The following is a 25,775-nucleotide window of genomic DNA, read 5'->3' as shown; positions in this document are numbered from 1 at the left end:
GTCGAACAGGTTGTGAAGACGTTGCCATTTTGCCTCCGTTCAATCACTGAGAGTGACTCGGTAGACTTCATCCAAACTGGTCTCACCGCTCAGCACTTTTGTTAATCCGGCTTGCCGCAAGGTGCTGAAACCTGCTTTAGCAAAGGCGTCGTGCAGATCTGCTGTGTGACTGTCCGCCAATAAACGTTGCGCAAGTTCTGGTGTGAGAGTGACGAGTTCGTACAGACCAATGCGCCCTTTATAACCGTTATGACACTGCTCACAGCCGACCGCCTGAAACAACTGCGCCGAGCTTAATTGGGCTTTATCAAAACCGGCGCTCAGGAGATTTTGTTGACTTAATTGAAGCGGTTGCTTGCAATGATCACAGAGCCGGCGTACCAGCCGCTGTGCGATGATCATGCGAATGCTGGAGATCAAATTGAACGGCGCTACTCCCATATTGAGCAGGCGGGTCAGGGTATCGGCGGCACTGTTGGTGTGCAGTGTCGACAATACCAAGTGGCCGGTTTGAGCGGCTTTGATGGCGATATTTGCTGTCTCAAGATCGCGTATTTCACCCACCATGACGACATCCGGGTCCTGACGTAAAAAAGCGCGCAGGGCGGTGGCAAAATCGAGACCGATTCGGTTATTGACACTGACTTGATTGATACCATCGAGATGAATCTCCACCGGATCCTCGGCGGTTGAGATATTAATACCATCCCGATTAAGAATGCTCAGACCGGTGTAGAGCGAGACTGTTTTACCGGAACCGGTCGGGCCGGTTACCAATATCATACCCTGCGGTTTTTTCAGGGCTGCTAAGAACGCTTGCTGCTGATCAGCGCTCATCCCCAATGCCTTAATATTCAGCCGCGTTTGAGATGAATCCAGAACGCGTAGCACAATTTTTTCGCCAAAGAGTGTCGGCAATGTACTGACGCGAAAATCCACGCTGCCGGTCTGCTGTTGCACACTCATGCGGCCATCCTGAGGCAAGCGGCGTTCGGAAATATCCAAATTGGACAGTATCTTTAAACGCGCCGCCAACTTCGGTCCGAAAGCGGGCGGCGGCTGGGCAATGTCCTGTAGAACACCATCAATACGAAAGCGAATCCGGTAGCTGTTTTGGTAAGGTTCGAAATGCAAATCGGATGCTCGCTGACGAATGGCGGCCGCTAACATCTGATTGATAAAACGCACAACAGGCGCGTCGTCTTTTTCCTTGTTCAGGTCGCCCATTGGGGCTGTATTGGCTGTGCCGGTATCGGCTGTGGGCGGTTCCAGCAATAGTTCTGTGGTCTTATCGAGCCAGTTTTGCAGAAGCTGTTCGAGTTGATCATCGGCTAATAGAAAAGCGGTGACCGCCATGCCGGTATGAAACCGAATGTCCTCTACTGCCTGCAACTTGGTCGGATCGGACAGGGCGATGGATAACTGACCATCGTGCTGCGCCAGCGGAATAACTCTGTGGGTCTGCAACAGATGATCGGCGATTAAATCTCTGGGCGCCTGTGACAGGTCAAACCTATTGAGGTCGCATAGTGGCAAGCCGAATTCAGCAGCAGCGACTTCGGCCAGTTTTTGGGCCGGTATCTGGTGCAGGTTAATCAGGTGGGATATCAGGCTGAGGTTTTGCTGTTGTGCTTGCTGTAGAGCCAGCAGCGCTTCCTGTTCATCCAATAATTCAGCCTGAACCAGGCGACGCGCCAAACTATTCAGTGGGGCAGTCATAGACAATCCTTTGTCGTAACGTGAAGGATGATACTCATCCGGCTCATTCCATGTGCCGACGATAAATCCTATATTGACGGTTTTTATATCCGAAGAGGTGTGCTCAACAGAACTCTGAGTGTCAACTTATTCTAAGGTTGTGACCCAGTACTCTTTTTGTGGTGAAAGGTAGCATTTACCTCTTCAAATCAGGCTTGGCATGATCAAGCAGGAAAAACTGATCATGCTACACCGGACGTAGCCTGATGCATTGATAACGAAGGAGAAAGCAATGCGGATACAACAGGGATTTACCTTAATTGAACTGATGATCGTTGTGGCGATCGTTGGGATTCTCGCCGCTTTGGCGGTGCCAACCTACCAAGATCACATCGCTAGAACGCAGGTTAACCGGGTTTATGGAGAACTGACGGCATTGAAGTCTAACGTCGAGGACCGACTGATGCGCGGCAATGCCGATTTCACCAAGCTTGATGAAATAGGCGGCCAGATATCGTCCTTGGTAGGTGAGGGGAATTACCACATTGATTTTCAAGAGTCGGGTGATGGCTCGGGTTTCTTAAGAGCCACGCTGGGCGGTGATACATCGGTATCCATCAGCGGAGCCATACTGTCGTTGGAACGCGACGACAGAGGGCTTTGGAGCTGTGTGATCTATACCGAGGCAGCACCTGGCTGGGAAGAGAGTTATACGCCGGGAGGTTGTGAAGACAAAGACCAGCCACTCGTTTGACTCAATAAATAAAAAAGCCGTTGCCGGTTAAGGCAACGGCTTTTTTATAACAATCAGCTCGGTGTCTGCATGGTCAGTCTCAAGCTCAGGTCCATCGCTTGAACATGCTTGGTAATGGCGCCGACTGAAATGAAATCGACATTGGCGCCGGCTGCGAGGTCGGCGTTGAGCCGATCCAGATCAAAGTTTCCGGAGCTTTCCAACTTGACCCGACCCGCTGCGCGCGCCACTGCCTGGCGCGTTGCTTCGGTATCGAAATTATCCAGCATGACGATATCGGCGCCGGCCTCAATGGCTTCATCCAGCTGAGCCATGGTTTCCACTTCTATTTCCACCGCGATATCCCGGTGCAGGGTTTTGGCTTGGGCGATAGCCGGGCGAATACCGCCACAGGCCGTGATGTGGTTTTCTTTGATCAGAAAACGATCATAGAGCCCCAGTCGATGGTTTTCGCAACCCCCCACCAAAGCGGCGTATTTCTGCGCCAGCCGTAAACCTGGCAGCGTTTTGCGGGTATCGAGAATGGCGATCGGCATATCGGCAACGAGGCTGGCGTAGCGCTGCGCCGCAGTGGCGGTGCCACTCAGTGTTTGCAGAAAATTCAGTGCGCAGCGTTCGGCCGTTAAGATGCTGCGTGCGCTGCCGCTGATATCGACCAGGGTGTCGTTGGGTTGGACTTCGGCACCGTCTTCAAAATGCCAGTTCAGCTGGACCTTGGCATCGATCTGGCGAAAGGTTTCTGCGAACCATTCGCGGCCACATAAAATGCCATTTTCGCGGGTGATGACACTGGCTTTGGCCTGGGTATCCGCCGGAATCAATTCAGCGGTTATGTCACCACTGCCGAGGTCTTCCTCCAGAGCAAAACCAACGGCACGGCTCAGATGATCTTTCAGGATGGCGGCGTAAGAGGTGTCGGCGATGAACATCAGGTTTCCGCTGTTGTCGGGTGAGGCCGGCATTATAGAGACGGCAGCGAGCGCTTCGCAATCGACTGGTGCCGATGTTAATCTGGCCGCCGTGTCCGCAAATCGGAGCTTTGCAACATGACCTTTCTGGCAGCGTTGTTGGCCTGGCTGGTATCACTGAGTGTGACCGCCCGGCGCTTGCCTGGTATCGATTCCATGCATTCCATTCTGGCTGGGCTGGTACGCCGTTTAGGCGGCAGTACGGTCGCCTTATTGCTGATTGTTTTATTGCCGGCGGTACTGGTCTGGCTGTTGTTATGGTGGGCGCAGCTGTGGTGGTTGACGCCGGTTTTAGGTTTCGTGGTCCTGGTGCTGGCCTTCGGGCCTGGTGATCAGGCCGATCAACTGCAGGCCTACCGGGCGCTGCAGGATGAAGGTGATTTTGACGGCGCCTATCAACTGGCTGTCTCGACAATGGGGATGTCCGAAGGTCTCTATGAACGTGGTCCCAGCCAGATGGACCAGGCCTTGAAACAGGGCCTTGCTTATCAATTGTTTCAGCATTTTTTTGTCAGCCTGTTCTGGTATGTGGCCTTTGGTGTGCCGGGCGTGATCATGTCGTCTTCACTGTCACTGGTGCAGCCAATCTTCCGTGGCGAGCCCGGTGGTCCGTTGGCGCTGCAGTTGAGCCATGCGGTGAACTGGATACCGGTAAGACTGCTTACCCTGAGCCTGGCCCTGGTTGGTAACTTTGCGCAGGGCTTTGCCATCTGGGTGCGTCGGCTGCGTGAATTCGAGTATGTGGATCGAGCCTTGCTGGCCTCAGCAGTTCGTTCATCGTTACCGGGTGAACCCCATGAGCAGAAGCCCGAAGACCTGCTATTGCTGATCAAGCGGGCTCAGGTGCTGTGGCTGGTCGTGCTGGCGGTCTTCACCATCTTTTCCTGGTAAATACGACGGCACCGAAAACTCCCGTTCTGGGCCACGGCCAACCGGCCCGCCGGGCGGGATGCGATCCTTCTTGATGTTAGTTAAAAACAATCAGGGTTATAGCAAGGCAAGGCTTGATTCAATCGATAAAGCCGCCATCCTATGCGCCAGTCGAATTTCTCTCACGCTTTTGAATGGACGGATACTCCGCTATGAGCACTCAACACCATGAACTGATCATTCTTGGTTCCGGCCCGGCCGGCTATACCGCAGCTGTTTACGCGGCTCGAGCCAACCTGAAACCGGTGGTCATTACCGGCATGCAGATGGGCGGTCAGCTGACCACCACCACCGAGGTTGAAAACTGGCCGGGCGGTCATGCTGAGTTGCAAGGGCCTGAGTTGATGGAAAAGATGAAGGAGCACGCCGAGCGCTTCGATACCGATATCATCTTTGATCATATCCACACCACCAACCTGAGCGAAAAGCCGTTCCGTCTGGAAGGCGACCAAGGCGTTTACACCTGTGATGCGCTGATCATTAGCACCGGTGCCAGCGCCCGCTATCTGGGTCTGGAAAGCGAAACTGCTTTCCAGGGTAAGGGTGTGTCTGCTTGCGCAACCTGCGACGGTTTCTTCTACCGCGGCAAAGAGGTGGCTGTGGTCGGCGGCGGGAATACCGCTGTTGAAGAAGCGCTGTATCTGGCCAACATCGCCAGCAAGGTGCATCTGATTCACCGTCGCGACAGCGTTCGTTCGGAGAAGATTCTCGCCGATCGACTGGTGGAGAAAGAGAAGGAAGGCAAGGTGGTGTTCCATTGGAACAATACCCTGGACGAAGTGCTGGGCGATGACATGGGTGTCACTGGCGTGCGCCTGAAAAACACCCTCGACAGCAGCACCTCAGAATTAGCTGTAGATGGTGTCTTTATTGCCATCGGCCATACGCCCAATACTCAGATCTTCGAAGGTCAGTTGGCTATGGAAGGCGGTTATATCAAGGTGAATTCCGGCCTTGCCGGTAACGCCACCCAGACCAGTGTGCCTGGCGTCTTTGCTGCCGGCGATGTGATGGACCATATTTATCGACAGGCCATTACGTCGGCCGGTACCGGCTGTATGGCGGCGCTGGATGCGGAAAAATATCTGGATAAGCTCAAGCACGCCTGAGTTGCTTCGGAACAAAAACGCCGGCAGATGCCGGCGTTTTTTTATGCGTGAACAGCGGGTTTATTTCGGCAGATTGACGTTCACTTCCAAGACCGAATGACTGCCGTCATCGTTCAGATCCACCTGCACCTGATCCGGTTCCACCTGAACGTATTTTTCGATCACCGCCAGAATGTCACGCTGTAAAGCGGGCAGATAGGCCGGCGCATTGCGTTGACGGCGCTCGTGGCTGACGATCACCTTGAGGCGATCGCGGGCGACATCTGCCGAACGGGCCTCTTCCTTGTCGCGAAAGCGGTCGAAAAATGCCATCTCAGCCTCCGAAGACCCGTTTGAAGAAACCCTTGCGCTGGGCTTCCAGGAAACGGTGCGGTTTGTCCTCACCAAGGAAACGATCGACGGTGTCCAGATAGGCCTGGCCGGCATCGCTCTTGTCATCCAAGACCACCGGCATGCCTTTGTTGGAGGCATTGAGAACCGATTGACTTTCCGGCACGACGCCGAGCAGCGGCACGGCGAGAATTTCTTCGATATCCGGAATGGTCAGCATTTCGCCGCGGGCCACACGTTCCGGGTCGAAACGGGTAATCAGCAGATGTTCCTTAACCGGCTCGGCACCAGTTTCGGCGCGCAGGCTCTTGCTTTGCAGGATGCCCAGAATGCGGTCGGAATCGCGCACTGAGGAGACTTCCGGGTTGGTCACGACAATGGCTTCATCGGCGTAATACAAGGCCATCTGCGCACCCTGTTCAATACCGGCCGGGGAGTCGCAGATGATGTACTCAAACTGCTCGGCCAGTTGATCGAGGATGGTTTTGACGCCGTCGCGGGTCAGGGCGTCTTTATCGCGCGTTTGCGACGCCGGCAGGATATACAGCTGATCGCAGCGTTTATCTTTAATCAGCGCCTGGTTGAGGCTGGCATCGCCCTGAATAACGTTGACGAAATCGAACACCACCCGGCGTTCGCAGTTCATGATGATGTCGAGGTTGCGCAGGCCAATGTCAAAATCGATAACGACGGTTTTGTGACCTTTCAAAGCCAGGCCCATGCTGATGGCGGCACTGGTGGTGGTTTTGCCCACGCCTCCTTTGCCGGAGGTAATGACGACGATCTTTGCCAAGATGCGGGTTTCCTGTATCCGTTGATTCGATAAATAGGCGGAAGCAGTCCCGAGCGACGGGGACTACTTTCTTGCTGTGCCAGAGACTACCAAGGAAAAGCCGAAGCTTCAGTAGCAATCGACCCTCAGTTCGTCTTCGACACGGTAAATTCGTGCAGCACCGCTCGATTCCGGCAGATCATCACGTACCCGGTACACGCCGGCGATGGCGACCAGATCGGCGTCCATCTGCTGGCAGACGATCTCGGCACTGGTGAGACCCTGCACGCCGGCCAGAGCGCGGCCGCGCAGCGTACCAAAGATATGAATATTGCCATCGGCGATGATTTCCGCGCCGGCACTGACCTGGTTCATCACCAGCAAGTGCGCATCACGCGCATAAATCTGCTGACCGGAACGCACGGGTTGGGTGATTACCTGCGTGCTTAACGCCGGGCTCGCATTGCGGGCTTTGGCAGGCTTGTCCTGCTCATCCTGCCAGGCCAGATGATAGCGATCGCACCAGGGCAGTAGCGCGGTTTTCGGGCCAGCCAGCGCAAAGACGACCAGGCCTCGCTCGCGCGCTTCGCTGAGCAGTGTGTCCAGTCTGCTTTCGTCCAGCTGGTCGATGACTGTAGTCAGATCAAGTGCCACTGGTGCGCGCTGAAACAGCGCCGGCGCCTGGCTTAGGGTGGCACTCAGGCGGGTGGTGAGATCGGTTTTATCCAGGCTCTCGATGCGCAGTCGTTGCACCGGCAACATACGAGCGCGGACTTGCAGTGGTAGGGCGGTATTCATGCGTATTGATCCAGATAGTCTTGCAATGCCACTTCGCGATCGTGCTGGTGTTGACGATCCAACAGCAGGGTGGGCTCGGCGGCGCGGCTGTCGCAGTCGGTCAATGGACAGCGCTCGCAACTTTCATGGACGTCCATTTCTGGGACGTCTGCATCGCGCCAAAAGGCGGCTAGTTCGCGGAAGCGATCGTCGATTAAAAACCCCAATGCCATGGCGGTATTACTGTTTTGTTCCAGTGACAGAGGACGCACCACGGCAAAATTAAAAAAGGTTTGATCTTGATGAATAAAGCGGCTGCGTTGAGCGGCTACCAGCAGTTGCGGCGTTTCGCCGCTGCGCTGACGATCACTGACCTCTTCGAGTAATTTCATCGCCACCCAGCGCCGGCAGTGATGTTCGTTCGGACCAAAGCCGCGTGGCGAAAACACATTGGTGGTGTTGAGCTCCTTGGCGATGTTGTAGCGCCGGCTGTCAGCCGGATTATGCAGACGCATATAGTGCATCTGATGCAGGCCAAAATGATGCGGCATCAGTTGCGACATCCGGTACAGAAACATTTCCGGCGTGGCGTCGTAACGCTGCATCAAGTTAACCAGGGCGTTGCCATCAAAACGCGGCTGCGCCAGCCAGGCACGCAGATCTTCAATCAGCGGTGCTTCGGGAATCAACAGCGCGCTGGCGAAATAGGATGCTTTAAAGTTGTTGAACACCTGCTCGAAGGATTCCACCTTGATCCACGACGAGGTCATCGAGCGTTCGGCCATGGCCAGATAGCGAAAGCCGAGTTCCTTGGCGAGTAAGAATTGCCGTTGCTGATTGGACAGTCGTTGATTAACCACCAATAAGCGTGGCGACACGCAGATCGAGCGCAAACCATTCAGTTCCGGGCGCGACTCGAAATCGTCGTATTCGACCGCGCAGCGATAATCGTTGTTTAGGCGTTCCGTCAGCCAATTCAGATCCAGCTTTTGCTCTGCAGAAAACTGGTGATCGGCGCGGAATTGCTGCGCCTGCTGTTCCAGCTCGGCAAAATAATTCAGATGCATTTTTTGATAAGAACGCAGCGCCGCCAGCAGGAAATGCTCGACCTGCATATCGTAACCGCGGCCAATTTCCAGCAAGGTGCGCACAAAAGCCCCAGCCTTCGAGGGCGAATCGGTGACCAGGTCAAACAGATCAGACAAGCCGATGCCAAACTGTTGCAGCGGAAAGTCTTTGAACAATGGTGAGTCGAGCAGGGCGGTGATGGGATTCAGTTCCTCATCCAGCTGCATTGACACCAGATCGTCGTAACTCTTGCCCAGGGCGTCGGCCAACAGAATGATTTTTTCCGGCTTGGGATACTTTTTGCCTTTCTCGATTTCGCTCAGATAGGAAATCGACAGCTCGGTACGCTGTGCCAGTTGTTTCAGCGATAAACCCGCCGCCTGGCGGTATTGTTTGACCTTAATGCCCAGAATAAAGCGCAGGCTCTCGCTATTGATCGTCATCTAAAAGTTCGCTGCTGGCGAAAGTTGGCGTGCATTTTAGAGTCCCGTTCGGCGTAAGTGAACCATTGTGACACCCGGATGACGGCTCTTTACCCCGGCAACATTTCGTAACATAGCCGTCGCTGTGCTGAGCTAGGCTGAATCAAGCGTGCCACCGTCTGCGGGCAGCAGGAGGGTCGCTATGGGGTATTGGTGTTGCTTGGGCTTATTGCGTTGGTGGCATTTCTGGCGCTTGCCGGAAACGCCTCATTCGCGCCGGGTGCAAAGTGCCCGCCATCAAATCAAGGTCGACTGGGTGCGGCGGCTTTGGCTGCTCGGTCTGATCCTGGTCTGGCTCAATCCGTCTCCACCTTTTGCAGTGTTTGCCTTTCTGGTACTGACCTTTCTATCCTTTGTCGTCCTGGATGAAACCGCCTGACGTTACCCTGCGTATAGGTCGGCCCTGGTCCGTTATTGATGTTGAGAGGTCGTGATGTCCGAGTCCCGGGTTGGTGCTGGCGAACGCAGCGCGTTGTTTCCGCTGGACGCTTTGTTATTGCCCGACGCCACCTTGCCGCTGCAGATTTTTGAACCACGTTATTTGATGATGGTGTCGCGGTGCATGCGCGAAGACGACGGTTTTGTTGTGCTGCTCGGTGAGCCGGATCGCGGTCATAAGGTGATCGGTTGTTGGGGCAAGATTATCGACTTCGGTCAGCTCGATAATGGTCTGCTGGGCATCACTGTTGCGGGGATGAGTCGGGTGCAGGTTGCCCAGGTCGACAAAGACGCCACGGGACTCTGGTGGGGGACGGTACAGCCTTTGGATGAGGCCACCGCAGACGATGACGCCGTTGCCGATTGGCAGCAACATTACCAGCCGTTGCTGGATGCGTTGCTCGACCATCCTTACCTGGCCAATCAGGTGGGTATCGATCTGCAGCGACCCTTGAGCGCGCTGCACCAACTGATGGGTTGGCTGCCGTTGGAGCGGCGCATGAAGCAACGGCTGTTGGACGAAGATGATCTGGTCGAGCGTTGCGTGCAGCTCGACCGAATGTTGTCGGATATGGCCGGTATCGACGTTTAACCTAAGGCGTAATTTTGGACTGCCTGAGGGAACTTCAACACCAGATAGGCGACGAAGGTCAGCAGGATTAACCACCAAAAAGCGGCCGTGCCAGGCAGATGAAAGCGCCGGGTGCGTACCTGGGCATAAGCCAGGCGGCCGGCCGCTGCACAGAATAATGCCAGCGCCAGACCTGCCAACGCGTCGGATAACCAGTGCACCCCCAGCCAGACTCGTGTAAACGCCATCAACAGCATCATCACCCCAGCTGGCAGATAGAGTTGCCAGCGTTGCTCCATCGGTCGGCTTTCGTTGGCGATTGCTGCCATTAGCGCCATATAGAGCGCAAAGCCTGAGGCGTGGCCGGAAGGAAATGAATCTCCCGGCGGCAGGATGGCCACCCAGGTGGGACGGGGTACCTGGAAAAATGACTTGAGTTGGAAAATCCCCCATTGAGCCAGCGCAATGGTGACCACCAGTTGCGCCGGTAACCAATAAAAACCCTGCAGAAAAAACCAGAACGCGAACATTAAACCGGTCAAAGCCAGAATCTGAGGGTCACCGAGCAAGGTAAAGCCGACAAAAAAAGCATCGGCAAAACTGCTGCGCCAGATGGGAACCTGCTGGTTGAGCAGCGAATCCCAGACCAGCGGCCGGGCGAGGATAAGCCACAGCAGCGCGCTGCCGGCGGCCAGCGCCAGCATAACAGCGGGGAAAGGCAGGCGGGGTGACAGTCGGGTTAACCAGGGCCAGCGTTGCAGGGCTTTGGGGTGTTGGGGGTGAAAGTGATGGTAGAGCACCATAACGGCGAGCAGTCCAGCGGCGGCGAGCGCTACTATAACAATCAGGCTGCGTTCGGCCAGGGAGCGGTGCTGCATCAGCTCGACCACCTCGCCGGTAATAAACCCAGGCAACATATAAGCCGGTGCCCAGGCCATGACAGAAACCAGGGAAAGCAAAACGAACTGTCGCGGCGGCATATTCAAAGTGCCCGCGATCAGCGGTACCACAGGACGCAGCGGGCCAACGAAACGGCCAACCAACACACTGAGCCAACCCCAGCGACGGAAAAACCACTCGCCTTCACGCAGCCATTCACGGTGGCGCTGAAACCAACCCAGATGATCCAGTCGGTGCTGCAGTCGATAACCGATAAAAAAGCTCGACAGATCACCAGCGCTGGCACCCATACCGGCGGCAATAAGCACGAGCCAGATTGAAATACCGCTGCCTTGCGCGAGTGCGGCCAGACTGAACAGCAGCACCACTCCGGGTACGATAATGCCAATCAGTGCAAAGGATTCGATGAAAGCGGTGGCAGAAATGGCTGCCAGTATCAGCCAGGGACTTGCTTGTAACCAAACAGCCATGAGAGTCCTTAACAGTATCCGAGCGACGATTCCGGCGACCGATTAAACCACCTTCAGTCGAGGTTCCGGGGGCGGGCTACACTATGAATATCCTTTTACTAAGCGTTGCCCGGGTGGTGATTGGGTCGCTCTAGTCGCTATAATGACGGCATTGTTATCCTGGACTGTCAAGCTCAGCGGGTGTTTGCGCCAGGACTATCGTCGACCAAGAAGATAATTAGTAAAGCGGGTTCGGAAACGACCCTTCGCAAACCAGAGTAACGTCCTAATGAATATCAGCCAATATATGCACGATCTTGGTCGTGCTGCACGAGCCGCCGCCAGTGCCCTGGCACGAGCCAATACCGGCACTAAGAATCAGGCGTTGCTGGCCACTGCCGATGCGCTTAAGCAGCAGCGCCAGGCCTTGCAGCGCGCCAATGAGGCCGACCTGGCTGGCGGTCGTGAACGCGGCCTGGATGCGGCCATGCTGGATCGTCTGGAACTGACCGACGCGCGCCTGGAAGCCATGATTGAAGGCTTGCATCAAGTCGCCGCCCTGCCGGATCCGGTCGGTGGTATTACCGATCTTAATTACCGGCCCAGTGGTATTCAGGTGGGTAAAATGCGGGTACCGCTGGGGGTGATCGGCATTATTTACGAATCGCGTCCCAATGTGACCATCGAAGCGGCCAGCCTGTGCATCAAATCCGGCAATGCCGTTATCTTGCGCGGTGGTAGTGAAGCCCTTCAATCCAACCAGGCGCTGGCGAGTTGTATTCGCACCGGCCTGGCCGCTGCCGGTTTGCCGGAGACGCTGGTGCAGGTGGTGGAAACCACGGACCGCGCTGCTGTAGGCGAACTGATCACCATGCCGGACTTTGTCGACGTTATTGTGCCGCGCGGTGGTAAAGGCCTGATCGAACGCATCAGCCGCGACGCCCGGGTGCCGGTGATCAAACATCTCGATGGTATTTGCCACGTCTATATTGATGATGACGCCGATGCGGACAAAGCGCTCGCCATCGCCGTCAATGCCAAGACGCATCGCTATGGTGTCTGCAACGCCATGGAAACCTTGTTGGTGGCGCACTCGCGCGCCGCTGAATTGTTGCCGGCACTGGCGGATGCCTTTGTCAGTCGGGGTGTTGAATTGCGTGGCTGTGAACAGACTCAGGCGCTGATCGACTGCAAGGCAGCCAGCGAAGAGGACTGGTCAACCGAATATCTGGGGCCGATTCTGGCGGTGCGTGTGGTCACTGGTTTGGATCAGGCGATTGAGCATATCAACACCTATTCCAGTCAGCACACTGACAGCATCGTCACCGAAAACTACAGCAACGGTCGTCGTTTTCTGACCGAAGTGGATTCCGCTTCAGTCATGATTAACGCCTCGACCCGTTTTGCCGACGGTTTCGAATATGGCCTCGGTGCTGAGATCGGTATTTCCACCGACAAGATTCACGCTCGTGGCCCGGTTGGCCTGGAAGGGCTGACGTCTCAGAAATACATCGTGCTCGGAGATGGCCAGATTCGTGAGTAATCGGCTTATGGCCGTATTCGGCGGCACCTTCGATCCGTTTCACCGCACCCATGAATGGCTGTGCCAGACGGTGTTGGCCAATACCGAGGTCAGCCAGTTGCGCCTGGTGCCCTGCCAGTTACCGGCGTTAAAGGCGGCGGCTCAAGCCTCACCCGAAGATCGTTTGGCCATGTTGCAGGCCTGGGCGCAAACCCAGAATCAGGTGGATCGCCTGGTGATTGATCGCCGTGAACTGGATCGCCCCGGTCCCAGCTACAGTCGCGATACACTGGCAGCCTTGCAACACGAATGTCCGACCTGGCGTCGGGTTTTCGTCATGGGCGCCGATGCCTTTGCCTCGCTGGCTCGCTGGGACGGTGTCGATGACTTGATCCGTTGCACGCATTTTTGGGTGTTCCCTCGGGGTAACGAAGCCATTACTGTGCCTGACCTGCCATTGCGCCAGGTCGAACAGCTCAGCGATCTGGACTTGGACGGTGGCTGTTGGCTGGCCGGCCCGGCGACCGGTTCGGAACTATCCTCTACCAGCCTCCGTCGAGGTCGTTTGGACTGGCAGGCAGAATTGCCCGCGCCGGTTTATCACTACATCAAGACGGCGGGTTTGTACCGTCCGTCCTTTCATTGAATCGTCAATCTTGCTTGCGAGATTGCCAACTGGAAAACCGCATGACCGAAACCAAAACCGCCAACGCCCACCCGGAAGGCCTGTTGGAAGCTGTGATTGAAGCGCTCGAAGACATCAAGGCACAGGATGTTCAGGTGATCGATGTGGCTGAGAAAACCAGCCTGATGGACACCCTGGTTGTTGCCTCTGGTACCTCGCGACGTCATTTGACGGCGGTGGTGAATTCCGTGGCGGAAGATTTGAAAAAACAAGGCTATATTGCCCGCGCTCAGGAAGGCAGTGGTGCTGGATCAGACTGGGTATTACTCGATTTTACCGATCTGGTATTGCACGTCATGCTGCCGGAAACGCGTGCTTATTATGACCTCGAACGACTCTGGTCTGGCGCCGGTCCGCAAAGCGCTGAATCGTCTGAATGAAGTTGCGCGTTTTGGCTGTAGGTCAGAAAATGCCGGCCTGGGTCAAAGAGGGCGTCGCTGAATACAGCAAACGTCTGCCGCCGGAAATGCCGCTGGAATGGGTCGAGCTGGCGCTCGGCCAACGCGCTAAAAACCGCCCGGTCGAACAGGCGATGGCGCAGGAAGGCGATGCCATGTTGGCGGCTATTCGCGCCGATGATTGGGTGGTGGCTCTGGCGGTTGAAGGTAAAGCCTGGTCGACACCGGAACTGGCCCGACAGTTGGAAAACTGGTGGCAGCAAGGTCGTGATATCAGCTTGTTGGTAGGTGGACCCGATGGCCTCGATCCGCGTTGTCTGGCTCGTGCTGATCAGCGTTGGTCGCTGTCGGCCTTGACCTTGCCGCATCCGTTAGTGCGGGTGCTGTTGAGCGAACAGCTGTATCGTGCCTGGACCATCACCCGTAACCACCCTTACCATAAGTAATCCTAACCTCAGCGGATCTTTGGCAGTCATGAGTAATAGCCGCCCATGTTGAATACATCACTCGACAATCGCGAACAGGAACGGCGGTTGTTTTTAAACAGGATGTCGGCGGCAGCGATTATTATCTGCCTGATGTTGCTGATTCTGATCGCTCGTCTGTTTTACTTGCAGATCATTGAGAACGAACAGCACGTAGCGCGTTCGGAAAACAATCGTCTTGAAGTACTGCCGATTGCGCCGACGCGTGGTCTGATTTACGACCGCAACGGCGATCTGCTGGCGCGCAACCAGCCCAGCTATACGCTCAGTGTGGTGGTGGAACGCACGCAAGATATCGATGCGCTGATGCAACAGGTCAGCGAGATGGTGGACATCACCGACGATCAGAAAGAGCGTTTCTATCAGCGGCTGTCATCTTATCGCCGTCCTTTTGAACCCATCCCATTGAAGCTTAATTTGAATGAGCGCGAGATCGCCATTCTGGCCGCAAATCGGGTGTTTCTTGAAGGCATACAGGTGCAGGCCGAATTGATTCGCCACTACCCCTATGGCGACGCCTTTGCCCATGTGTTGGGTTACGTCGGGCGAATTAACGAAGAAGAATTACGCTCGGTCGATCTGGGGCGTTATGCCGGTACCCGCTATATTGGAAAGCAGGGTGTGGAGCGGGAATACGAATCGGCCTTGCTGGGTTCGCCAGGCTTTCAACGGGTGGAAACCAACGCGCGTGGCCGGATTCTGAGTGTGATGGAGCGCCAGGCGCCCGAACCCGGTGCCAACCTGCATCTGTATCTGGACCGCCGTCTGCAACAGAAAGCGGTGGAATTATTGGGCGATCGCCGTGGCGCTATTGTTGCCATCGAACCGGAAACCGGTGGCATTCTGGCCATGGTCAGTCAGCCGGGTTTCGATCCCAATCTCTATGTGTCGGGTTTCCCTCTGGATCTGTACAACACCTTGCGAGCCTCCGAAGACAAACCCTTCCTGAACCGCGCCATTCGTGGTCAGTATCCGGCGGCTTCGACCATCAAACCGTTTATCGGTCTGGCCGGGGTCGATCAGAACTTTGTTACCTGGGATTACAGTATCAATGACCGGGGCTGGTTCCAGCTGCCGAATGATGACCGGATTTATCGTGACTGGCTTCGCGGTGGGCATGGAGAGGTCGATATGACCACTGCCATTGCCGAATCCTGTGACGTTTATTTTTACGAGCTGGCCTACAAAATGAAGCTCGAAACCATTCACGATACCTTGGATCAGTTTGGTTTTGGTCGCGTTACCACGGCCGACGTCTACAACCCCGAACCCGGTATCAATCCGACCCGGGACTGGAAAAAGGATCGCCATGGTTTTGCCTGGTATGCCGGTGACACCATTAACCTCAGTATTGGCCAGGGTTACATGCTGACCACGCCGATGCAGTTGGCGGTTGCCACAGCGGTGATGGCCAATAAAGGCCATTGGGTTACGCCCCGGTTGTTGCGTTACAGCAACGACAGTGAGCTGCTGGACGACATCCCAGAGCCGCCGGCGGATGTTGTGCTTAACGACGAAACTAACTGGGACCGGATGCACAATGCCATGCACGAAGTGGTGCAAAGTAACAGAGGCACAGGGCGCGGTTCAGGTCTGGGTGCCAGCTATCAATGGGCCGGAAAATCCGGTACTGCTCAGGTGATCGCCATTGAGCGTGATGAAGACGGCAATGCGGTGGAAGACGTGCCTGACCGCTTCCAGGATCACGCCTGGTTCAACGCTTTTGCACCACTGGAAAACCCCAAGATTGCCGTGGCGGTATTGGTTGAAAACGGTGGCGGCGGTAGTGGTGTTGCTGCGCCGATTGTGCGCCAGTTGTTTGATTATTATCTGGGACTGGAGTCGAACTCATGAGCTTGATGGATTCCGTTCGCCTCAGTCCGGATCACCGTATGGATCGGCCGCGCAGTCTATGGCTGCGCCTACACCTCGATCCTTATTTGTTATTCGGCTTGCTGTTGATCTGTGGCAGCGGGCTGTTCGTTTTATACAGCGCCACCGGCGGTAATTGGGATGTCGTTTTGCGCCAAATGGTGCGTTTGGGTGTCGGTTTTAGCGTGCTGTTAGTGGTGGCGCAGTTTGACCCGAATTTTTTCCAGCGCTGGAGTCTGGGGTTGTTCTTGATCGGTGTCGCGCTGTTGGCAGCGGTTCCCATGCTCGGTACTCACGCCATGGGCGCGCAACGCTGGTTAACGATACCGGGATTGTTCCGTTTTCAGCCGGCTGAAATCATGAAGCTGGCGTTGCCGATCATGCTGGCCTGGTATCTGTCGCGCTATGGCGTACCGCCGAAGTATCGGCATTTGTTTGTGTCGGTCATTCTGCTGGCCGTGCCGGTGGCGCTGATTGTTGAACAACCGGATTTAGGAACTGCCTTGCTGATCGCTGCTTCCGGTGTCTTCGTTATCTTTTTGGCGGGCCTGAGTTGGAAACTGATCCTGGCGTTGTTCTCGCTGACCGTCGCCATGTTGCCGGTGTTGTGGATATACGGCATGCGCGAATATCAACGCCAGCGCGTGCTGACCTTGTTTAATCCAGAGTCGGATCCGCTCGGCGCCGGTTGGAACACCATTCAGTCGATTACTGCCATTGGTTCCGGTGGTTTGCAGGGCAAGGGTTATATGCTCGGCACTCAATCGCAATTGGATTTTCTGCCGGAAAGTCACACCGATTTTATCGTCGCGGTGCTCGGTGAAGAACTTGGTTTTGTGGGTCTGCTGTTGCTGCTGGCAGCCTACAGTTGGGTGCTGTTGCGCGGCATGTTAATCGCGGTGCGCGGTCGCGATAATTTCTGTCGGTTGTTGGCCGGCAGCCTGACATTAACTTTCTTTATTTACGTCTTTGTAAATATCGGCATGGTCTGCGGCATCCTACCGGTGGTCGGTGTACCCTTGCCGCTGGTGAGTTACGGCGGTACGTCCATCGTAACGCTCCTGGCCGGGTTCGGCGTACTGATGTCGATCAGTACCCATCCACGTTAGGCTGAACGCTCCGCCAGCGGCGGGGCCCGACCAGAAGGAATACCAATGTTCAGAACCACCTGCCGCCTGTTGCTGATCGGTTCGGTCAGCGTGTCTGCAGTACACGCCAATAGCTTGATTGACCATCCTCTTAGCCGTGAAGTCATCGATACTCTGGTGTCAGAGTATCGTTTTGACCGCGCTGAAATGGAAAGCCTTTTTGCTGAAGGTGAATACCTCGAACGTAACGTTGAATCCTTAGCCAACCCGGCAGAACGCACTCAGGCTTATCATCAATACCGTCCCATGTTTATTACCGAGGCGATGATCGAAAACGGTCAGCGTTTTATGGTTGAGCAGGCCTCCTGGCTGGCTAAGGCGGAAGCCCAAACCGGTGTGCCGCCTTCGGTGATTGCGGCCATCATCGGGGTGGAAACCCGCTTTGGTGGATACCTCGGGCAACACCGAACCTTTGATGCTTTAGGCACTTTGGCGGTTACTGAAGGACGTCGTGCCGACTACTTTCAACGTGAATTGATCAACTTTATGGGCATCAGCCGTGACCAGGGTTTTGCGCCGCGATCGGTCAACGGTTCTTATGCCGGTGCCATGGGTTATCCGCAATTTATGCCATCCAGTTATCTGGCCTATGCGGTCGACCTGGATGAGGATGGCGATATCGATATCTGGAACGATCCGATCGACGCCATTGGTTCGGTGGCCAATTACCTGGGTGAGCACGGCTGGCGTCGGGGGCAGATTGTTGCGACCCGGGCGCATGTCAGTGGCAACTACCAGAACGTTAAAATGAACAGCTTTGATCGGGATCAGGATTTGATCGACGTCCGCCGTCAGGGCTGGGAGCCGCTTGAAGCGCTCGCTGATGATGCTCAGGTACATCCGATCCGTTTGGATGGTGAGCAGGGCGCGGAATTTTGGCTCGGCTATCGTAATTTCTGGATTATTTCGCGTTACAATCGTTCCATCGTATACACCATGGCGGTGTATCAGTTGTCAGAGGAATTACGCTTGGCGGTACAGGAAGGGGCTCAATGATGGCGGCGCTACGCCTGCTGATCCTGGCTGGCATGTTGGTGCTGGCGGGCTGTTCAACGCAATACAGTTCTGGTGTGGCCCAGCAAAGCAACGCCGGTCGCTATTCGATCAGTCAGGATAGAGGGCCGGATCATACCCAGGCGTTAAGCGCTGAGGATATTGTTATTCCGACGCCGCGCATTGAACCACTGAGCCCGCGCGGCAACGCCAGTCCCTATACCGTTAATGGCCGTCAGTATCATGTTCTGGCCAGTGCCGATCAGTATGTCGAGGAAGGCTTGGCGTCTTGGTATGGCGCCAAGTTCCATGGCCACACCACCTCCAACGGCGAAGTCTTCGATATGTATCAGATCAGCGCGGCACATCGTTCGCTGCCGTTGCCGACCTGGGTTCGTGTCACCAATCTTGAGAACAACAAGAGCATCATCGCGCGTGTGAATGATCGCGGCCCCTTCCATCCGGGGCGGGTGATTGATTTATCCTACGCCGGAGCAGTGAAGCTCGACTACGTCCATAAAGGTACGGCGCGAGTGCGGGTTGAGGCTTTGCATGAAGCGTCGATGGATCAGCCGTCCTACTTTGTGCAGTTAGGTGCGTTTAGCGAGCGACCTTCGGCCGAGGCCTTGCGTGATCGGCTGTCCAGTCAGGTCGGCGATAGCGTGATGATTGATCAAAGTGACTTGTTCCGGGTGCGCATCGGACCGGTTCAGTACGAACGGGCGCTGGAATTGCAACAACAACTAACCAGTCCGGAGCTCGGTCGACCCCTCCTGGTTGTAGCTAACTGAGTGGTTGTCGCTAACTGATTGGTTGTGGCCAACCAAGTCGCGTCCTTTCACTTCGCTTACACTTTCACTTAGCTTACAACCACCAAGGTGATTTTACTGGTCGCCTTGGTACAATGCCGGCCTGCGGCCGGTGTCGCCCTTTTGGGCGGGCCTCATTACCTCACTAAAACCAGCCATCTTGGATATAAGGACAGTGTTCGTGTTGAAACGTCGTTTCAAACCCCGTGTCGTCATCGTTGCATCTGTTTGCCTCGCCTTTCTCACCAGCATCGCCAGCCCGCTTCAGGCCGAACCCATTATTCCGGCTCCGCCGCAATTGGCCGCTTCGTCCTATATTCTGATGGATGCCGCAACCGGACAGGTGATCGTTGATGAAAATTCTGATGAGCGCCTGCCACCGGCCAGTCTGACCAAGCTGATGACCAGCTATATCGCCGAGCGCGAAATCATCGAAGGTCGTATGAATCTGGATGATGAAACCCTGGTCAGTGTGAATGCCTGGCAGACTGGTGGCTCGCGAATGTTTATCCAGGAAGGCCGTTATGTCTCCATGGAAGACCTGTTGCGCGGCATTATTATTCAGTCAGGTAACGATGCCTCTGTTGCTGTGGCGGAGCACATTGCCGGCAGCGAGACCAATTTTGCGCAGATGATGAATTCCTATGCGCAACGACTGGGCATGACGCAGACTCATTACGAGAACGCCACAGGCCTGCCATCGGACGAACATTATTCATCGGCGCGGGATATCGCCATCCTGTCGCGTGCCATCATCTATAACAATGCTGAGTACTATCCGCTCTACGCGGAACGCAATTTCACCTATAACGGCATTACCCAATCCAACCGAAATTCATTGTTGGGCCGTAATCCGAGTGTGGATGGCTTGAAAACAGGTCATACCGAAGAGGCCGGTTATTGTTTGGCCGCATCGGCCGCTCAGGACGGCATGCGTTTGATCAGTGTGGTCATGGGCACCAGTTCCGATGAGGCGCGCAGTCAGGAAACGCAAAAGTTGCTGGCTTATGGATTCCGTTATTTCCAGACCGCTCAGTTGCATGAAGCCAACACCTCACTCTATGAAGCCCGGGTCTGGGCCGGTAAGGCTGACCAGGTCAATTTGGGGCTGGACAGTGATATGCGGCTGACCATAGCGCGTGGTGCCGAAAGTGGTTTGACCACCGTGCTGAACATCAATCCGGTGATTAAGGCGCCGATCCAGACCGGCCAGGTATTGGGTGAAGTGGTGGTGCGTCAGAACGGTGAAGAGGTGGCGCGGCGGCCGTTGCTGGCTTTGGAGCCGGTAGAATCGGCCGGTTTCTTTGCGCGGATTTGGGACTATATTCTATTGTTCTTCTTTAATCTCTTTAGTGGTGATGGTGAATAGTGTCCCAACCTGAAGCGCCTAAAATCGAATTTCCCTGTGACGACTATATGATCAAGGTCGTCGGAGATGCCGAGGTCGCGCTGCGCGACTTCGTACATCAGGTGTTGGTGCGCTATGACAGCCGCTTAACACTGGAGTCTTTTACCTCCAAACCCAGTCGCAATGGTCGTTTCGAAAGCCTGACCGTCTTTATGCGGGTCGAGCAAGAGGTGCACCTGAGTGAGCTGTTTGAGGTGCTGAAATCCGACGATCGCGTCAAGATGGTGATCTGATGACCGCCAAGGTGCTGATTCGTGATCTGGGCCGCACTGACTATGAGTCCAGCTGGCATGCCATGCAGGCCTTCACCGAGCAGCGCGAAGCGGGCAGTCAGGATGAAATCTGGCTGGTTGAGCATGATCGGGTATTTACTCAGGGTCAGGCCGGTAAGGCTGAACATCTGCTGATGCCCGGTGACATTCCGGTGGTGCAGGCGGATCGCGGTGGTCAGGTAACTTATCACGGCCCAGGTCAGTTGGTGGCCTACGTCATGTTGGATCTGAAGCGTCTGGGCAGCGACGTTCGACGCCTGGTGTCGGCTTTGGAAGATTCCATCGTCGATGTTCTGGCTGAGTTCGGTATCGCTGCGGCGGCGCGACCCGATGCGCCGGGTGTCTATGTCGGCGAACGCAAGATCTGTTCACTGGGACTGCGCATCAAGCGCGGCTTCAGCTACCACGGTCTGGCGCTTAATCTGGATATGGACCTGGAGCCCTTCGGTCGCATCAATCCCTGTGGCTATCAGGGCATGCAGATGACCCAGATGGCCGATTTCGACATCGCTGTTGATCGCGACCTTGTGCAACGCCGTTGGGTTGAATTGTTCTGTCAGCGCCTCGATTTGCTACCCCAGTGGCACCACCCCGAACTGTCACAACGCCAGGCTGGTTGAAGCCGGTCGCTTAGCCGTCCCAGCGTTGTTATCATTAGCTTCCGCCGTTTCACAGCAGTGAGCCCGCCAATATGAGTGAAAACCGCATCCCCGTTGTCCAAGTCGAAAGTGGTCGTAAGTTCGTTAATCACAACGGCGTAACGGCCATCAAAAACGGCATCAAGACGCACAAAGAAGCGCGCCGTAATACGGAGCGCAAGCCGGAATGGTTACGGGTGCGCTTGTCGACCGGGCCGGAATACGAAGCGGTGAAGGGCATCGTTAAAGAATATCGGCTGAGCACCGTCTGTGAAGAAGCCATGTGTCCCAACATCGGCGAGTGCTGGAGCGCCGGTACCGCCACCATCATGTTGATGGGCGATGTCTGCACCCGGGCGTGCAAATTCTGCGCGGTCGACACTGGCAATTCCCATGGCTGGCTTGATCCGGAAGAGCCCGAGAACACCGCTCAGTCAGTTGCGCTGATGGGTCTGAATTACATCGTGCTGACCTCGGTTAACCGCGATGACATTGAGGACGGTGGTGCGGCTCACTATGCGGCGACCGTTAAGCGGGTTAAGGAAGTTAACCCGGAAACCGCGGTTGAAGCGCTGACACCGGATTTTCAAGGTAAGTTATCGGATGTCGAAGTGGTGGTGGATTCCGGCATCGAAGTCTTTGCCCAGAACGTTGAAACCGTGCGCCGCCTGACGCATCCGGTGCGCGACCCCCGTGCCAGCTACGAGCAAACCCTGGCCGTGCTGGAACACGCCAAACGCTACAAGCCGGAAGTGCTGACCAAAACCAGCCTGATGCTGGGTTTGGGTGAAACCGAAGACGAAATCATCGAAGCACTGGATGATCTGAAAGCCATCGGTGTGGATATCGTTACCTTCGGACAGTATCTGCAACCCTCACTGAACCACTTGCCGGTGGAGCGTTATGTCACGCCGGAAGAGTTTCAGAAATACCGTCAATGGGGATTGGAGCGCGGCTTCCTGGAAGTCGTCTCTGGCGCCTTTGTCCGTTCCAGCTATCGGGCCGAACAGGTATTGCAGAAAAACAACGTTGGTTTGGGTTGAACGCCTGAGTTCAAGTCGATCCTGCCAAGGCCCGGGACACCTCGTTGACCTGGGCCAAAGCCGCCTCATCCAAGCGCTCTAGCCAGGGCAATAACACCGCAAAATTATTATTTTGAATGTGCCGATAAAGGTATACCGGTGTTTCCGTTGATAGTTCCAGCGGGCTGGTACCGGTTGCCATCCAGAAGCGCATGATCAGATTGATGCTGTAGTGCGGGCACAGTTCGGGTGTTTCGTATTTACGATAAGCCGCCATCGACACGCCCATCAATCGGGCAACTTCTTCTTGCGAGGTACCCCTGGCAAGGCGGAAGTCACGCAACTTTTCCGCTATGGCTCGGTAATAAGGATCACGTAACAGCTGATGGCTGAGACTGCTGCGTAACTCCGCCAGGCTTGCGAAAGGATTGTCGGTTGCATCGTATTCGTGCAACAAGCCTTTCAGCACCGAATTCAACGCCTCCAGTGCCCAGTCCGGGGCGCGATTCACGAAATAGAGCACCGGAATCCAGGCGGGTTTGAATGGCAACTTCAACCATTGCTGATAGCGCGTGCCATAAAACAGCCAGTGTGTCGGTATTCCGGTTTCCAGTGACCACAGCAGGGCTGAGTGCAGTCGGGGGAAGTCTTGTCCGGCTTCGTATTTGCGGTACTGACTGAGCGATACCTGTATCCGTTCGCTTAGGTCACGCTGACCCAACCCCAGATAACTGCGTACCGTGCGCAAATTCTGACCGATTTGCACAGCCAGTCCCTCTTCCAGGACATTGTAGTCAGGTGGGCCTCCAACCGGCATCTGGAAAACTTCAGTGGCTGACGCTTGAGCTACAAACATGGCGTTTTTTGTCGTTATTTTGGCTACCTTTGTGACTGTACCATCACCCTGAGCCATTGCAGAATATCATTGAGCGCTGAAGGGAGTCTGGCGCCTTCACAGGGAAGTGATATCCATAGATAGAGCAGGGATCCGGCCGGGAAGGCCAACACTTTCGACTGTTGCTCCGAGTCTCTTCTGCTATACCCCTCCAGTAACTTCTTCGACCCCCTTTCTCGTCCGTATTCACTGCGGACGGGGCTTTATGCGTGGTTTTGACCGTCCGCTGTCGCTGGAATGCTGTGATTATATACAGTATATTGTGCCGGCGGGTAAAGCGGCAGTGAGGCGACGGTTTTGGCGTTGCGGAAGATTATCCACATCGATTGCGATTGTTATTATGCGGCGCTGGAAATGCGTGATTTTCCCGAGTTGCGCGGCCAGCCTGTGGCCGTGGGCGGGCAGGGACCCAGAGGCGTGCTGTCGACCTGCAACTATGAAGCCCGGGCCTTTGGTGTTCGCTCGGCAATGCCGACGGCGCGGGCACGGTCTTTGTGTCCCGGGTTAATCATCCAACCATCGCGTTTCGACGTTTACCGCTCTGTTTCCCACCAGATGCGCGCCATTTTCATGCGCTATACCGACCAGATCGAACCCTTGTCGCTCGACGAAGCTTTTCTGGATGTATCGGAGAGCTCGGCCTTTGCTGGCAGTGCGACTCGTCTGGCCGAACACCTGCGTGCTGAAATCAAGCGCGAACTGGGCATTACCGTCTCCGCGGGTGTCGCCCCTAACAAGTATCTGGCTAAGATCGCTTCGGACTGGAACAAGCCCGACGGTCTCTGTGTTATCACCCCGGATAGGGTCGCTGAGTTTGTACAGGCGCTGCCGGTTGAGCGATTGTTTGGGGTTGGACAGAAAACCGCTGAACGCATGCATCAGTTGGGGTTTCGAACCTGTGGTGATCTGCAACAGGCTTCGTTGATGACGCTGGTGGATCGCTTTGGTCGTTTCGGGCCGCGCCTCTATCAGCTGGCGCGTGGTGAGGATGAGCGGCCGGTGCGTACCGAACGTTATGCCAAGTCGCTCAGTGTCGAACACACCTATCCAACCGATTTACCCGATGAAGCAAGCTGCCAGCAACAGCTGGTGGTCTTGTTTGACGAATTGCAGGGACGCCTGGCCAAGCGGTCGCAGCGCGGCGGCATCGGCCGGGTGTTCCTGAAAATGCGCTTCCGGTCGTTCCAGAAAACCACGGTGGAGCGCGCTATGCCGGTCACCGTGGCGTCTTTCCGGACGCTGCTGAGCGAAGCCTGGCAGCGTCGGGATGAGCCGGTCCGTCTGCTGGGTTTGGGCGTGCGTTTTACCGACCAGGCATTGAACCAGCAATTAGCCTTGTTCGAAGGTTTGACCAGTGGTGGTGTAGATGCGGTCCATCAGTCGTCCATTGAGCTCAGGGAGCCGCTCGCCGAGCAATGAACGCAGTCGCTGATAAGCCGCTGTCTGAGACACGTAGGGGTAGTACTCAGCCTGGGTTATAAACAGCTTGAAGTCGTCCGGGCGTTGCAACCAGAAGTCACTGTAAGCCGTATCATAGCTGGCCGGGTTGCTGAGTTGTCGCAACAGGTCGGGCGCTATGGCTTCCCACAGTCCAGCCACAATTTCCTGCTTATTGCGGAAGTAATAATAAATAGAGGGCGCCGCGCAACCGGTTTCCGCAGCGATTTTGCGCAGCGATAGTTTGGTGATGCCTTGTTGGGATAAGACATTGCGTGCCGATTCGAGAATGTTTTCTTTCTTTATCATGGCGTGAATACGTCCGAGTAAACAGCGTTTTAAAATCTAGCAGTGGATTTCACCGGTCGCTAAATTTCGCTTCGTGTTGTTTTGTAAAGCGCTGCGCAAACAGCGCCATACTCGGCTTGGACGTATTCGTTGGATGGGCTGTTTCAGCGTTCTGAAGTGGTTAAAAAACCGCTTACTGCATTTGTTGGGCTGCGCTGAGCGTGCTGACTAACCGACCCAGTTTTTGCCATTGCTGGCGTTCGGAGCGGGTTTCGCTGTTCTCGACTCTATGCAGAATCTGCTCGGTGAGCACGGTTGGTTGTGTGGTTTTTTGTTCTGCCGGTGCGGCCAGACTCATCAGCCGTCCGGCTTCGGGCACGGAAATCAGGTCATAGCGCAGCAGCCGCTCGGACAGCCGGCTAAGATTGGCCGCTTCATTGCCGCTGGTAACGGACAGGTTGGGGCTGTTACCGGCAATCCACTCCATAATGATGATGCCGTCGCTGAACGATACATCGTCATCGGCCAACTCGTCGCTGGATGTGTTTTCCGCTGTCTTACCTGCTTCAGCCGCCTTGTTCGGGGTGTCCAGATGACTGAGTTGCTGGTGCGCCTGGTAGCGTTCCAGGCCTTGCAGGCTGAGGCTCATACCGATCT

The 25,775-nt window shown here is 55.5% G+C and carries 28 protein-coding genes; 18 read left to right on the top strand and 10 right to left on the bottom strand.

Features of this window, described 5'->3' with window-relative positions; genetic code table 11:
* Nucleotides 1-39 precede the first annotated feature (39 nt).
* A complete protein-coding gene (pilB, locus tag ABMA60_RS14640) occupies nt 40-1,719 on the bottom strand; it encodes a type IV-A pilus assembly ATPase PilB (RefSeq protein WP_392804422.1) in 1,680 nt (559 codons plus the stop codon).
* A gap of 271 nt (nt 1,720-1,990) precedes the next feature.
* On the opposite strand from pilB, the gene ABMA60_RS14635 reads away from it, so the two are divergent.
* Nucleotides 1,991-2,452 carry a pilin gene (locus ABMA60_RS14635; protein WP_392804420.1) on the top strand — a complete coding sequence of 154 codons (462 nt, stop codon included), beginning with the start codon at nt 1,991-1,993 and terminating at the stop codon, nt 2,450-2,452.
* 53 nt (nt 2,453-2,505) lie between these two features.
* Here ABMA60_RS14635 and nadC read toward each other — a convergent pair whose 3' ends face one another.
* Complete coding sequence (nadC, locus tag ABMA60_RS14630; protein WP_392804418.1) at nt 2,506-3,381, bottom strand: carboxylating nicotinate-nucleotide diphosphorylase; 876 nt, start codon at nt 3,379-3,381, stop codon at nt 2,506-2,508.
* A gap of 117 nt (nt 3,382-3,498) precedes the next feature.
* Here nadC and ampE point away from each other — a divergent pair, with 117 nt between their 5' ends.
* On the top strand, nt 3,499-4,311 hold the full coding sequence (ampE, locus tag ABMA60_RS14625; protein ID WP_392804416.1) for a regulatory signaling modulator protein AmpE: 813 nt from the start codon (nt 3,499-3,501) through the stop codon (nt 4,309-4,311).
* Nucleotides 4,312-4,502: 191 nt separating this feature from the next.
* On the top strand, nt 4,503-5,459 hold the full coding sequence (gene trxB, locus ABMA60_RS14620) for a thioredoxin-disulfide reductase (protein WP_392804414.1): 957 nt from the start codon (nt 4,503-4,505) through the stop codon (nt 5,457-5,459).
* A 60-nt stretch (nt 5,460-5,519) separates the two neighbouring features.
* Here the strand turns inward: trxB and minE are convergent, their stop codons facing one another.
* The 4 genes from minE to ABMA60_RS14600 form a co-directional block, all read right to left on the bottom strand.
* Nucleotides 5,520-5,771, bottom strand: coding sequence for a cell division topological specificity factor MinE (minE, locus tag ABMA60_RS14615; RefSeq protein WP_392804412.1), 252 nt, complete (start codon nt 5,769-5,771; stop codon nt 5,520-5,522).
* Between the two features lies 1 nt (nt 5,772).
* On the bottom strand, nt 5,773-6,582 hold the full coding sequence (gene minD / locus ABMA60_RS14610) for a septum site-determining protein MinD (protein WP_392804410.1): 810 nt from the start codon (nt 6,580-6,582) through the stop codon (nt 5,773-5,775).
* A gap of 108 nt (nt 6,583-6,690) precedes the next feature.
* The gene (minC, locus tag ABMA60_RS14605) at nt 6,691-7,359 is read right to left on the bottom strand and encodes a septum site-determining protein MinC (protein ID WP_392804408.1); all 669 of its coding nucleotides are present in this window, start codon (nt 7,357-7,359) and stop codon (nt 6,691-6,693) included.
* The gene (locus ABMA60_RS14600) at nt 7,356-8,849 is read right to left on the bottom strand and encodes a helix-turn-helix domain-containing protein (protein WP_392804406.1); all 1,494 of its coding nucleotides are present in this window, start codon (nt 8,847-8,849) and stop codon (nt 7,356-7,358) included. Before ABMA60_RS14600 ends, minC begins: the two co-directional genes overlap by 4 nt.
* A 181-nt stretch (nt 8,850-9,030) precedes the next feature.
* On the opposite strand from ABMA60_RS14600, the gene ABMA60_RS14595 reads away from it, so the two are divergent.
* Both ABMA60_RS14595 and ABMA60_RS14590 read left to right on the top strand, forming a co-directional pair.
* Nucleotides 9,031-9,267, top strand: a complete 237-nt coding sequence (locus tag ABMA60_RS14595) for a hypothetical protein (RefSeq protein ID WP_392804403.1) — start codon at nt 9,031-9,033, stop codon at nt 9,265-9,267.
* A 54-nt stretch (nt 9,268-9,321) separates the two neighbouring features.
* Nucleotides 9,322-9,918, top strand: a complete 597-nt coding sequence (locus ABMA60_RS14590) for an LON peptidase substrate-binding domain-containing protein (RefSeq protein WP_392804401.1) — start codon at nt 9,322-9,324, stop codon at nt 9,916-9,918.
* Here ABMA60_RS14590 and ABMA60_RS14585 read toward each other — a convergent pair.
* Complete coding sequence (locus tag ABMA60_RS14585; RefSeq protein WP_392804399.1) at nt 9,915-11,267, bottom strand: VTT domain-containing protein; 1,353 nt, start codon at nt 11,265-11,267, stop codon at nt 9,915-9,917. The genes ABMA60_RS14590 and ABMA60_RS14585 overlap by 4 nt on opposite strands.
* Before the next feature lie 268 nt (nt 11,268-11,535).
* On the opposite strand from ABMA60_RS14585, the gene ABMA60_RS14580 reads away from it, so the two are divergent.
* From ABMA60_RS14580 to lipA, 12 genes are all read left to right on the top strand, one after another.
* Entirely contained in the window at nt 11,536-12,789 is a 1,254-nt protein-coding gene (locus ABMA60_RS14580; protein ID WP_392804396.1) for a glutamate-5-semialdehyde dehydrogenase, read from the top strand.
* Nucleotides 12,782-13,414, top strand: coding sequence for a nicotinate-nicotinamide nucleotide adenylyltransferase (locus tag ABMA60_RS14575; protein ID WP_392804394.1), 633 nt, complete (start codon nt 12,782-12,784; stop codon nt 13,412-13,414). The genes ABMA60_RS14580 and ABMA60_RS14575 overlap by 8 nt, the downstream gene beginning before the upstream one ends.
* 41 nt (nt 13,415-13,455) lie before the next feature.
* A complete protein-coding gene (gene rsfS / locus ABMA60_RS14570) occupies nt 13,456-13,833 on the top strand; it encodes a ribosome silencing factor (RefSeq protein ID WP_392804392.1) in 378 nt (125 codons plus the stop codon).
* Complete coding sequence (gene rlmH / locus ABMA60_RS14565) at nt 13,830-14,297, top strand: 23S rRNA (pseudouridine(1915)-N(3))-methyltransferase RlmH (protein WP_392804390.1); 468 nt, start codon at nt 13,830-13,832, stop codon at nt 14,295-14,297. The genes rsfS and rlmH overlap by 4 nt, the downstream gene beginning before the upstream one ends.
* Before the next feature lie 45 nt (nt 14,298-14,342).
* Nucleotides 14,343-16,190: a penicillin-binding protein 2 gene (gene mrdA, locus ABMA60_RS14560; protein ID WP_392804388.1), complete on the top strand. Its 1,848-nt coding sequence runs from the start codon at nt 14,343-14,345 to the stop codon at nt 16,188-16,190.
* Nucleotides 16,187-17,317 (top strand): rod shape-determining protein RodA, encoded by a 1,131-nt coding sequence (rodA, locus tag ABMA60_RS14555; protein WP_392804386.1) that lies wholly within the window; start codon nt 16,187-16,189, stop codon nt 17,315-17,317. The genes mrdA and rodA overlap by 4 nt, the downstream gene beginning before the upstream one ends.
* A 45-nt stretch (nt 17,318-17,362) precedes the next feature.
* A complete protein-coding gene (mltB, locus tag ABMA60_RS14550; RefSeq protein WP_392804384.1) occupies nt 17,363-18,352 on the top strand; it encodes a lytic murein transglycosylase B in 990 nt (329 codons plus the stop codon).
* Nucleotides 18,349-19,140, top strand: coding sequence for a septal ring lytic transglycosylase RlpA family protein (locus ABMA60_RS14545; protein ID WP_392804382.1), 792 nt, complete (start codon nt 18,349-18,351; stop codon nt 19,138-19,140). The genes mltB and ABMA60_RS14545 overlap by 4 nt, the downstream gene beginning before the upstream one ends.
* 199 nt (nt 19,141-19,339) lie before the next feature.
* A complete protein-coding gene (locus tag ABMA60_RS14540; protein ID WP_392804380.1) occupies nt 19,340-20,527 on the top strand; it encodes a D-alanyl-D-alanine carboxypeptidase family protein in 1,188 nt (395 codons plus the stop codon).
* The gene (locus ABMA60_RS14535; RefSeq protein WP_392804378.1) at nt 20,527-20,799 is read left to right on the top strand and encodes a YbeD family protein; all 273 of its coding nucleotides are present in this window, start codon (nt 20,527-20,529) and stop codon (nt 20,797-20,799) included. Before ABMA60_RS14540 ends, ABMA60_RS14535 begins: the two co-directional genes overlap by 1 nt.
* Nucleotides 20,799-21,458: a lipoyl(octanoyl) transferase LipB gene (gene lipB / locus ABMA60_RS14530; RefSeq protein WP_392804376.1), complete on the top strand. Its 660-nt coding sequence runs from the start codon at nt 20,799-20,801 to the stop codon at nt 21,456-21,458. The genes ABMA60_RS14535 and lipB overlap by 1 nt, the downstream gene beginning before the upstream one ends.
* A gap of 71 nt (nt 21,459-21,529) precedes the next feature.
* Nucleotides 21,530-22,519 carry a lipoyl synthase gene (gene lipA, locus ABMA60_RS14525; protein ID WP_392804374.1) on the top strand — a complete coding sequence of 330 codons (990 nt, stop codon included), beginning with the start codon at nt 21,530-21,532 and terminating at the stop codon, nt 22,517-22,519.
* Nucleotides 22,520-22,529: 10 nt separating this feature from the next.
* Here the strand turns inward: lipA and ABMA60_RS14520 are convergent, their stop codons facing one another.
* A complete protein-coding gene (locus ABMA60_RS14520) occupies nt 22,530-23,264 on the bottom strand; it encodes a helix-turn-helix domain-containing protein (protein WP_392804372.1) in 735 nt (244 codons plus the stop codon).
* A gap of 432 nt (nt 23,265-23,696) precedes the next feature.
* Between ABMA60_RS14520 and dinB the strand changes: the two genes are divergently transcribed.
* On the top strand, nt 23,697-24,812 hold the full coding sequence (gene dinB / locus ABMA60_RS14515; RefSeq protein ID WP_392804601.1) for a DNA polymerase IV: 1,116 nt from the start codon (nt 23,697-23,699) through the stop codon (nt 24,810-24,812).
* Here the strand turns inward: dinB and ABMA60_RS14510 are convergent.
* Nucleotides 24,723-25,139, bottom strand: coding sequence for a TetR/AcrR family transcriptional regulator (locus tag ABMA60_RS14510; RefSeq protein WP_392804370.1), 417 nt, complete (start codon nt 25,137-25,139; stop codon nt 24,723-24,725). The genes dinB and ABMA60_RS14510 overlap by 90 nt on opposite strands.
* Nucleotides 25,140-25,311: 172 nt before the next feature.
* Nucleotides 25,312-25,767 carry a hypothetical protein gene (locus ABMA60_RS14505; protein WP_392804368.1) on the bottom strand — a complete coding sequence of 152 codons (456 nt, stop codon included), beginning with the start codon at nt 25,765-25,767 and terminating at the stop codon, nt 25,312-25,314.
* Nucleotides 25,768-25,775 lie beyond the last annotated feature (8 nt).

The organism is Saccharospirillum sp. HFRX-2 (assembly GCF_043196805.1).
GTDB lineage: Bacteria > Pseudomonadota > Gammaproteobacteria > Pseudomonadales > Natronospirillaceae > Saccharospirillum.
The sequence above is the reverse complement of the archived record's forward strand: the minus strand, read 5'-3'. Positions and strand labels throughout refer to the sequence as shown.

Excerpts from the sequence above, each read along its gene's own strand:
- pilB (WP_392804422.1), bottom strand. The coding sequence starts at position 1,719 with ATGACTGCCCCACTGAATAGTTTGGCGCGTCGCCTGGTTCAGGCTGAA.
- ABMA60_RS14635 (WP_392804420.1), top strand. The coding sequence starts at position 1,991 with ATGCGGATACAACAGGGATTTACCTTAATTGAACTGATGATCGTTGTG.
- nadC (WP_392804418.1), bottom strand. The coding sequence starts at position 3,381 with ATGTTCATCGCCGACACCTCTTACGCCGCCATCCTGAAAGATCATCTG.
- ampE (WP_392804416.1), top strand. The coding sequence starts at position 3,499 with ATGACCTTTCTGGCAGCGTTGTTGGCCTGGCTGGTATCACTGAGTGTG.
- trxB (WP_392804414.1), top strand. The coding sequence starts at position 4,503 with ATGAGCACTCAACACCATGAACTGATCATTCTTGGTTCCGGCCCGGCC.
- minE (WP_392804412.1), bottom strand. The coding sequence starts at position 5,771 with ATGGCATTTTTCGACCGCTTTCGCGACAAGGAAGAGGCCCGTTCGGCA.
- minC (WP_392804408.1), bottom strand. The coding sequence starts at position 7,359 with ATGAATACCGCCCTACCACTGCAAGTCCGCGCTCGTATGTTGCCGGTG.
- ABMA60_RS14600 (WP_392804406.1), bottom strand. The coding sequence starts at position 8,849 with ATGACGATCAATAGCGAGAGCCTGCGCTTTATTCTGGGCATTAAGGTC.
- ABMA60_RS14595 (WP_392804403.1), top strand. The coding sequence starts at position 9,031 with ATGGGGTATTGGTGTTGCTTGGGCTTATTGCGTTGGTGGCATTTCTGG.
- ABMA60_RS14590 (WP_392804401.1), top strand. The coding sequence starts at position 9,322 with ATGTCCGAGTCCCGGGTTGGTGCTGGCGAACGCAGCGCGTTGTTTCCG.
- ABMA60_RS14585 (WP_392804399.1), bottom strand. The coding sequence starts at position 11,267 with ATGGCTGTTTGGTTACAAGCAAGTCCCTGGCTGATACTGGCAGCCATT.
- ABMA60_RS14580 (WP_392804396.1), top strand. The coding sequence starts at position 11,536 with ATGAATATCAGCCAATATATGCACGATCTTGGTCGTGCTGCACGAGCC.
- rsfS (WP_392804392.1), top strand. The coding sequence starts at position 13,456 with ATGACCGAAACCAAAACCGCCAACGCCCACCCGGAAGGCCTGTTGGAA.
- rlmH (WP_392804390.1), top strand. The coding sequence starts at position 13,830 with ATGAAGTTGCGCGTTTTGGCTGTAGGTCAGAAAATGCCGGCCTGGGTC.
- mrdA (WP_392804388.1), top strand. The coding sequence starts at position 14,343 with ATGTTGAATACATCACTCGACAATCGCGAACAGGAACGGCGGTTGTTT.
- rodA (WP_392804386.1), top strand. The coding sequence starts at position 16,187 with ATGAGCTTGATGGATTCCGTTCGCCTCAGTCCGGATCACCGTATGGAT.
- mltB (WP_392804384.1), top strand. The coding sequence starts at position 17,363 with ATGTTCAGAACCACCTGCCGCCTGTTGCTGATCGGTTCGGTCAGCGTG.
- ABMA60_RS14545 (WP_392804382.1), top strand. The coding sequence starts at position 18,349 with ATGATGGCGGCGCTACGCCTGCTGATCCTGGCTGGCATGTTGGTGCTG.
- lipB (WP_392804376.1), top strand. The coding sequence starts at position 20,799 with ATGACCGCCAAGGTGCTGATTCGTGATCTGGGCCGCACTGACTATGAG.
- lipA (WP_392804374.1), top strand. The coding sequence starts at position 21,530 with ATGAGTGAAAACCGCATCCCCGTTGTCCAAGTCGAAAGTGGTCGTAAG.
- ABMA60_RS14510 (WP_392804370.1), bottom strand. The coding sequence starts at position 25,139 with ATGATAAAGAAAGAAAACATTCTCGAATCGGCACGCAATGTCTTATCC.
- ABMA60_RS14505 (WP_392804368.1), bottom strand. The coding sequence starts at position 25,767 with ATGAGCCTCAGCCTGCAAGGCCTGGAACGCTACCAGGCGCACCAGCAA.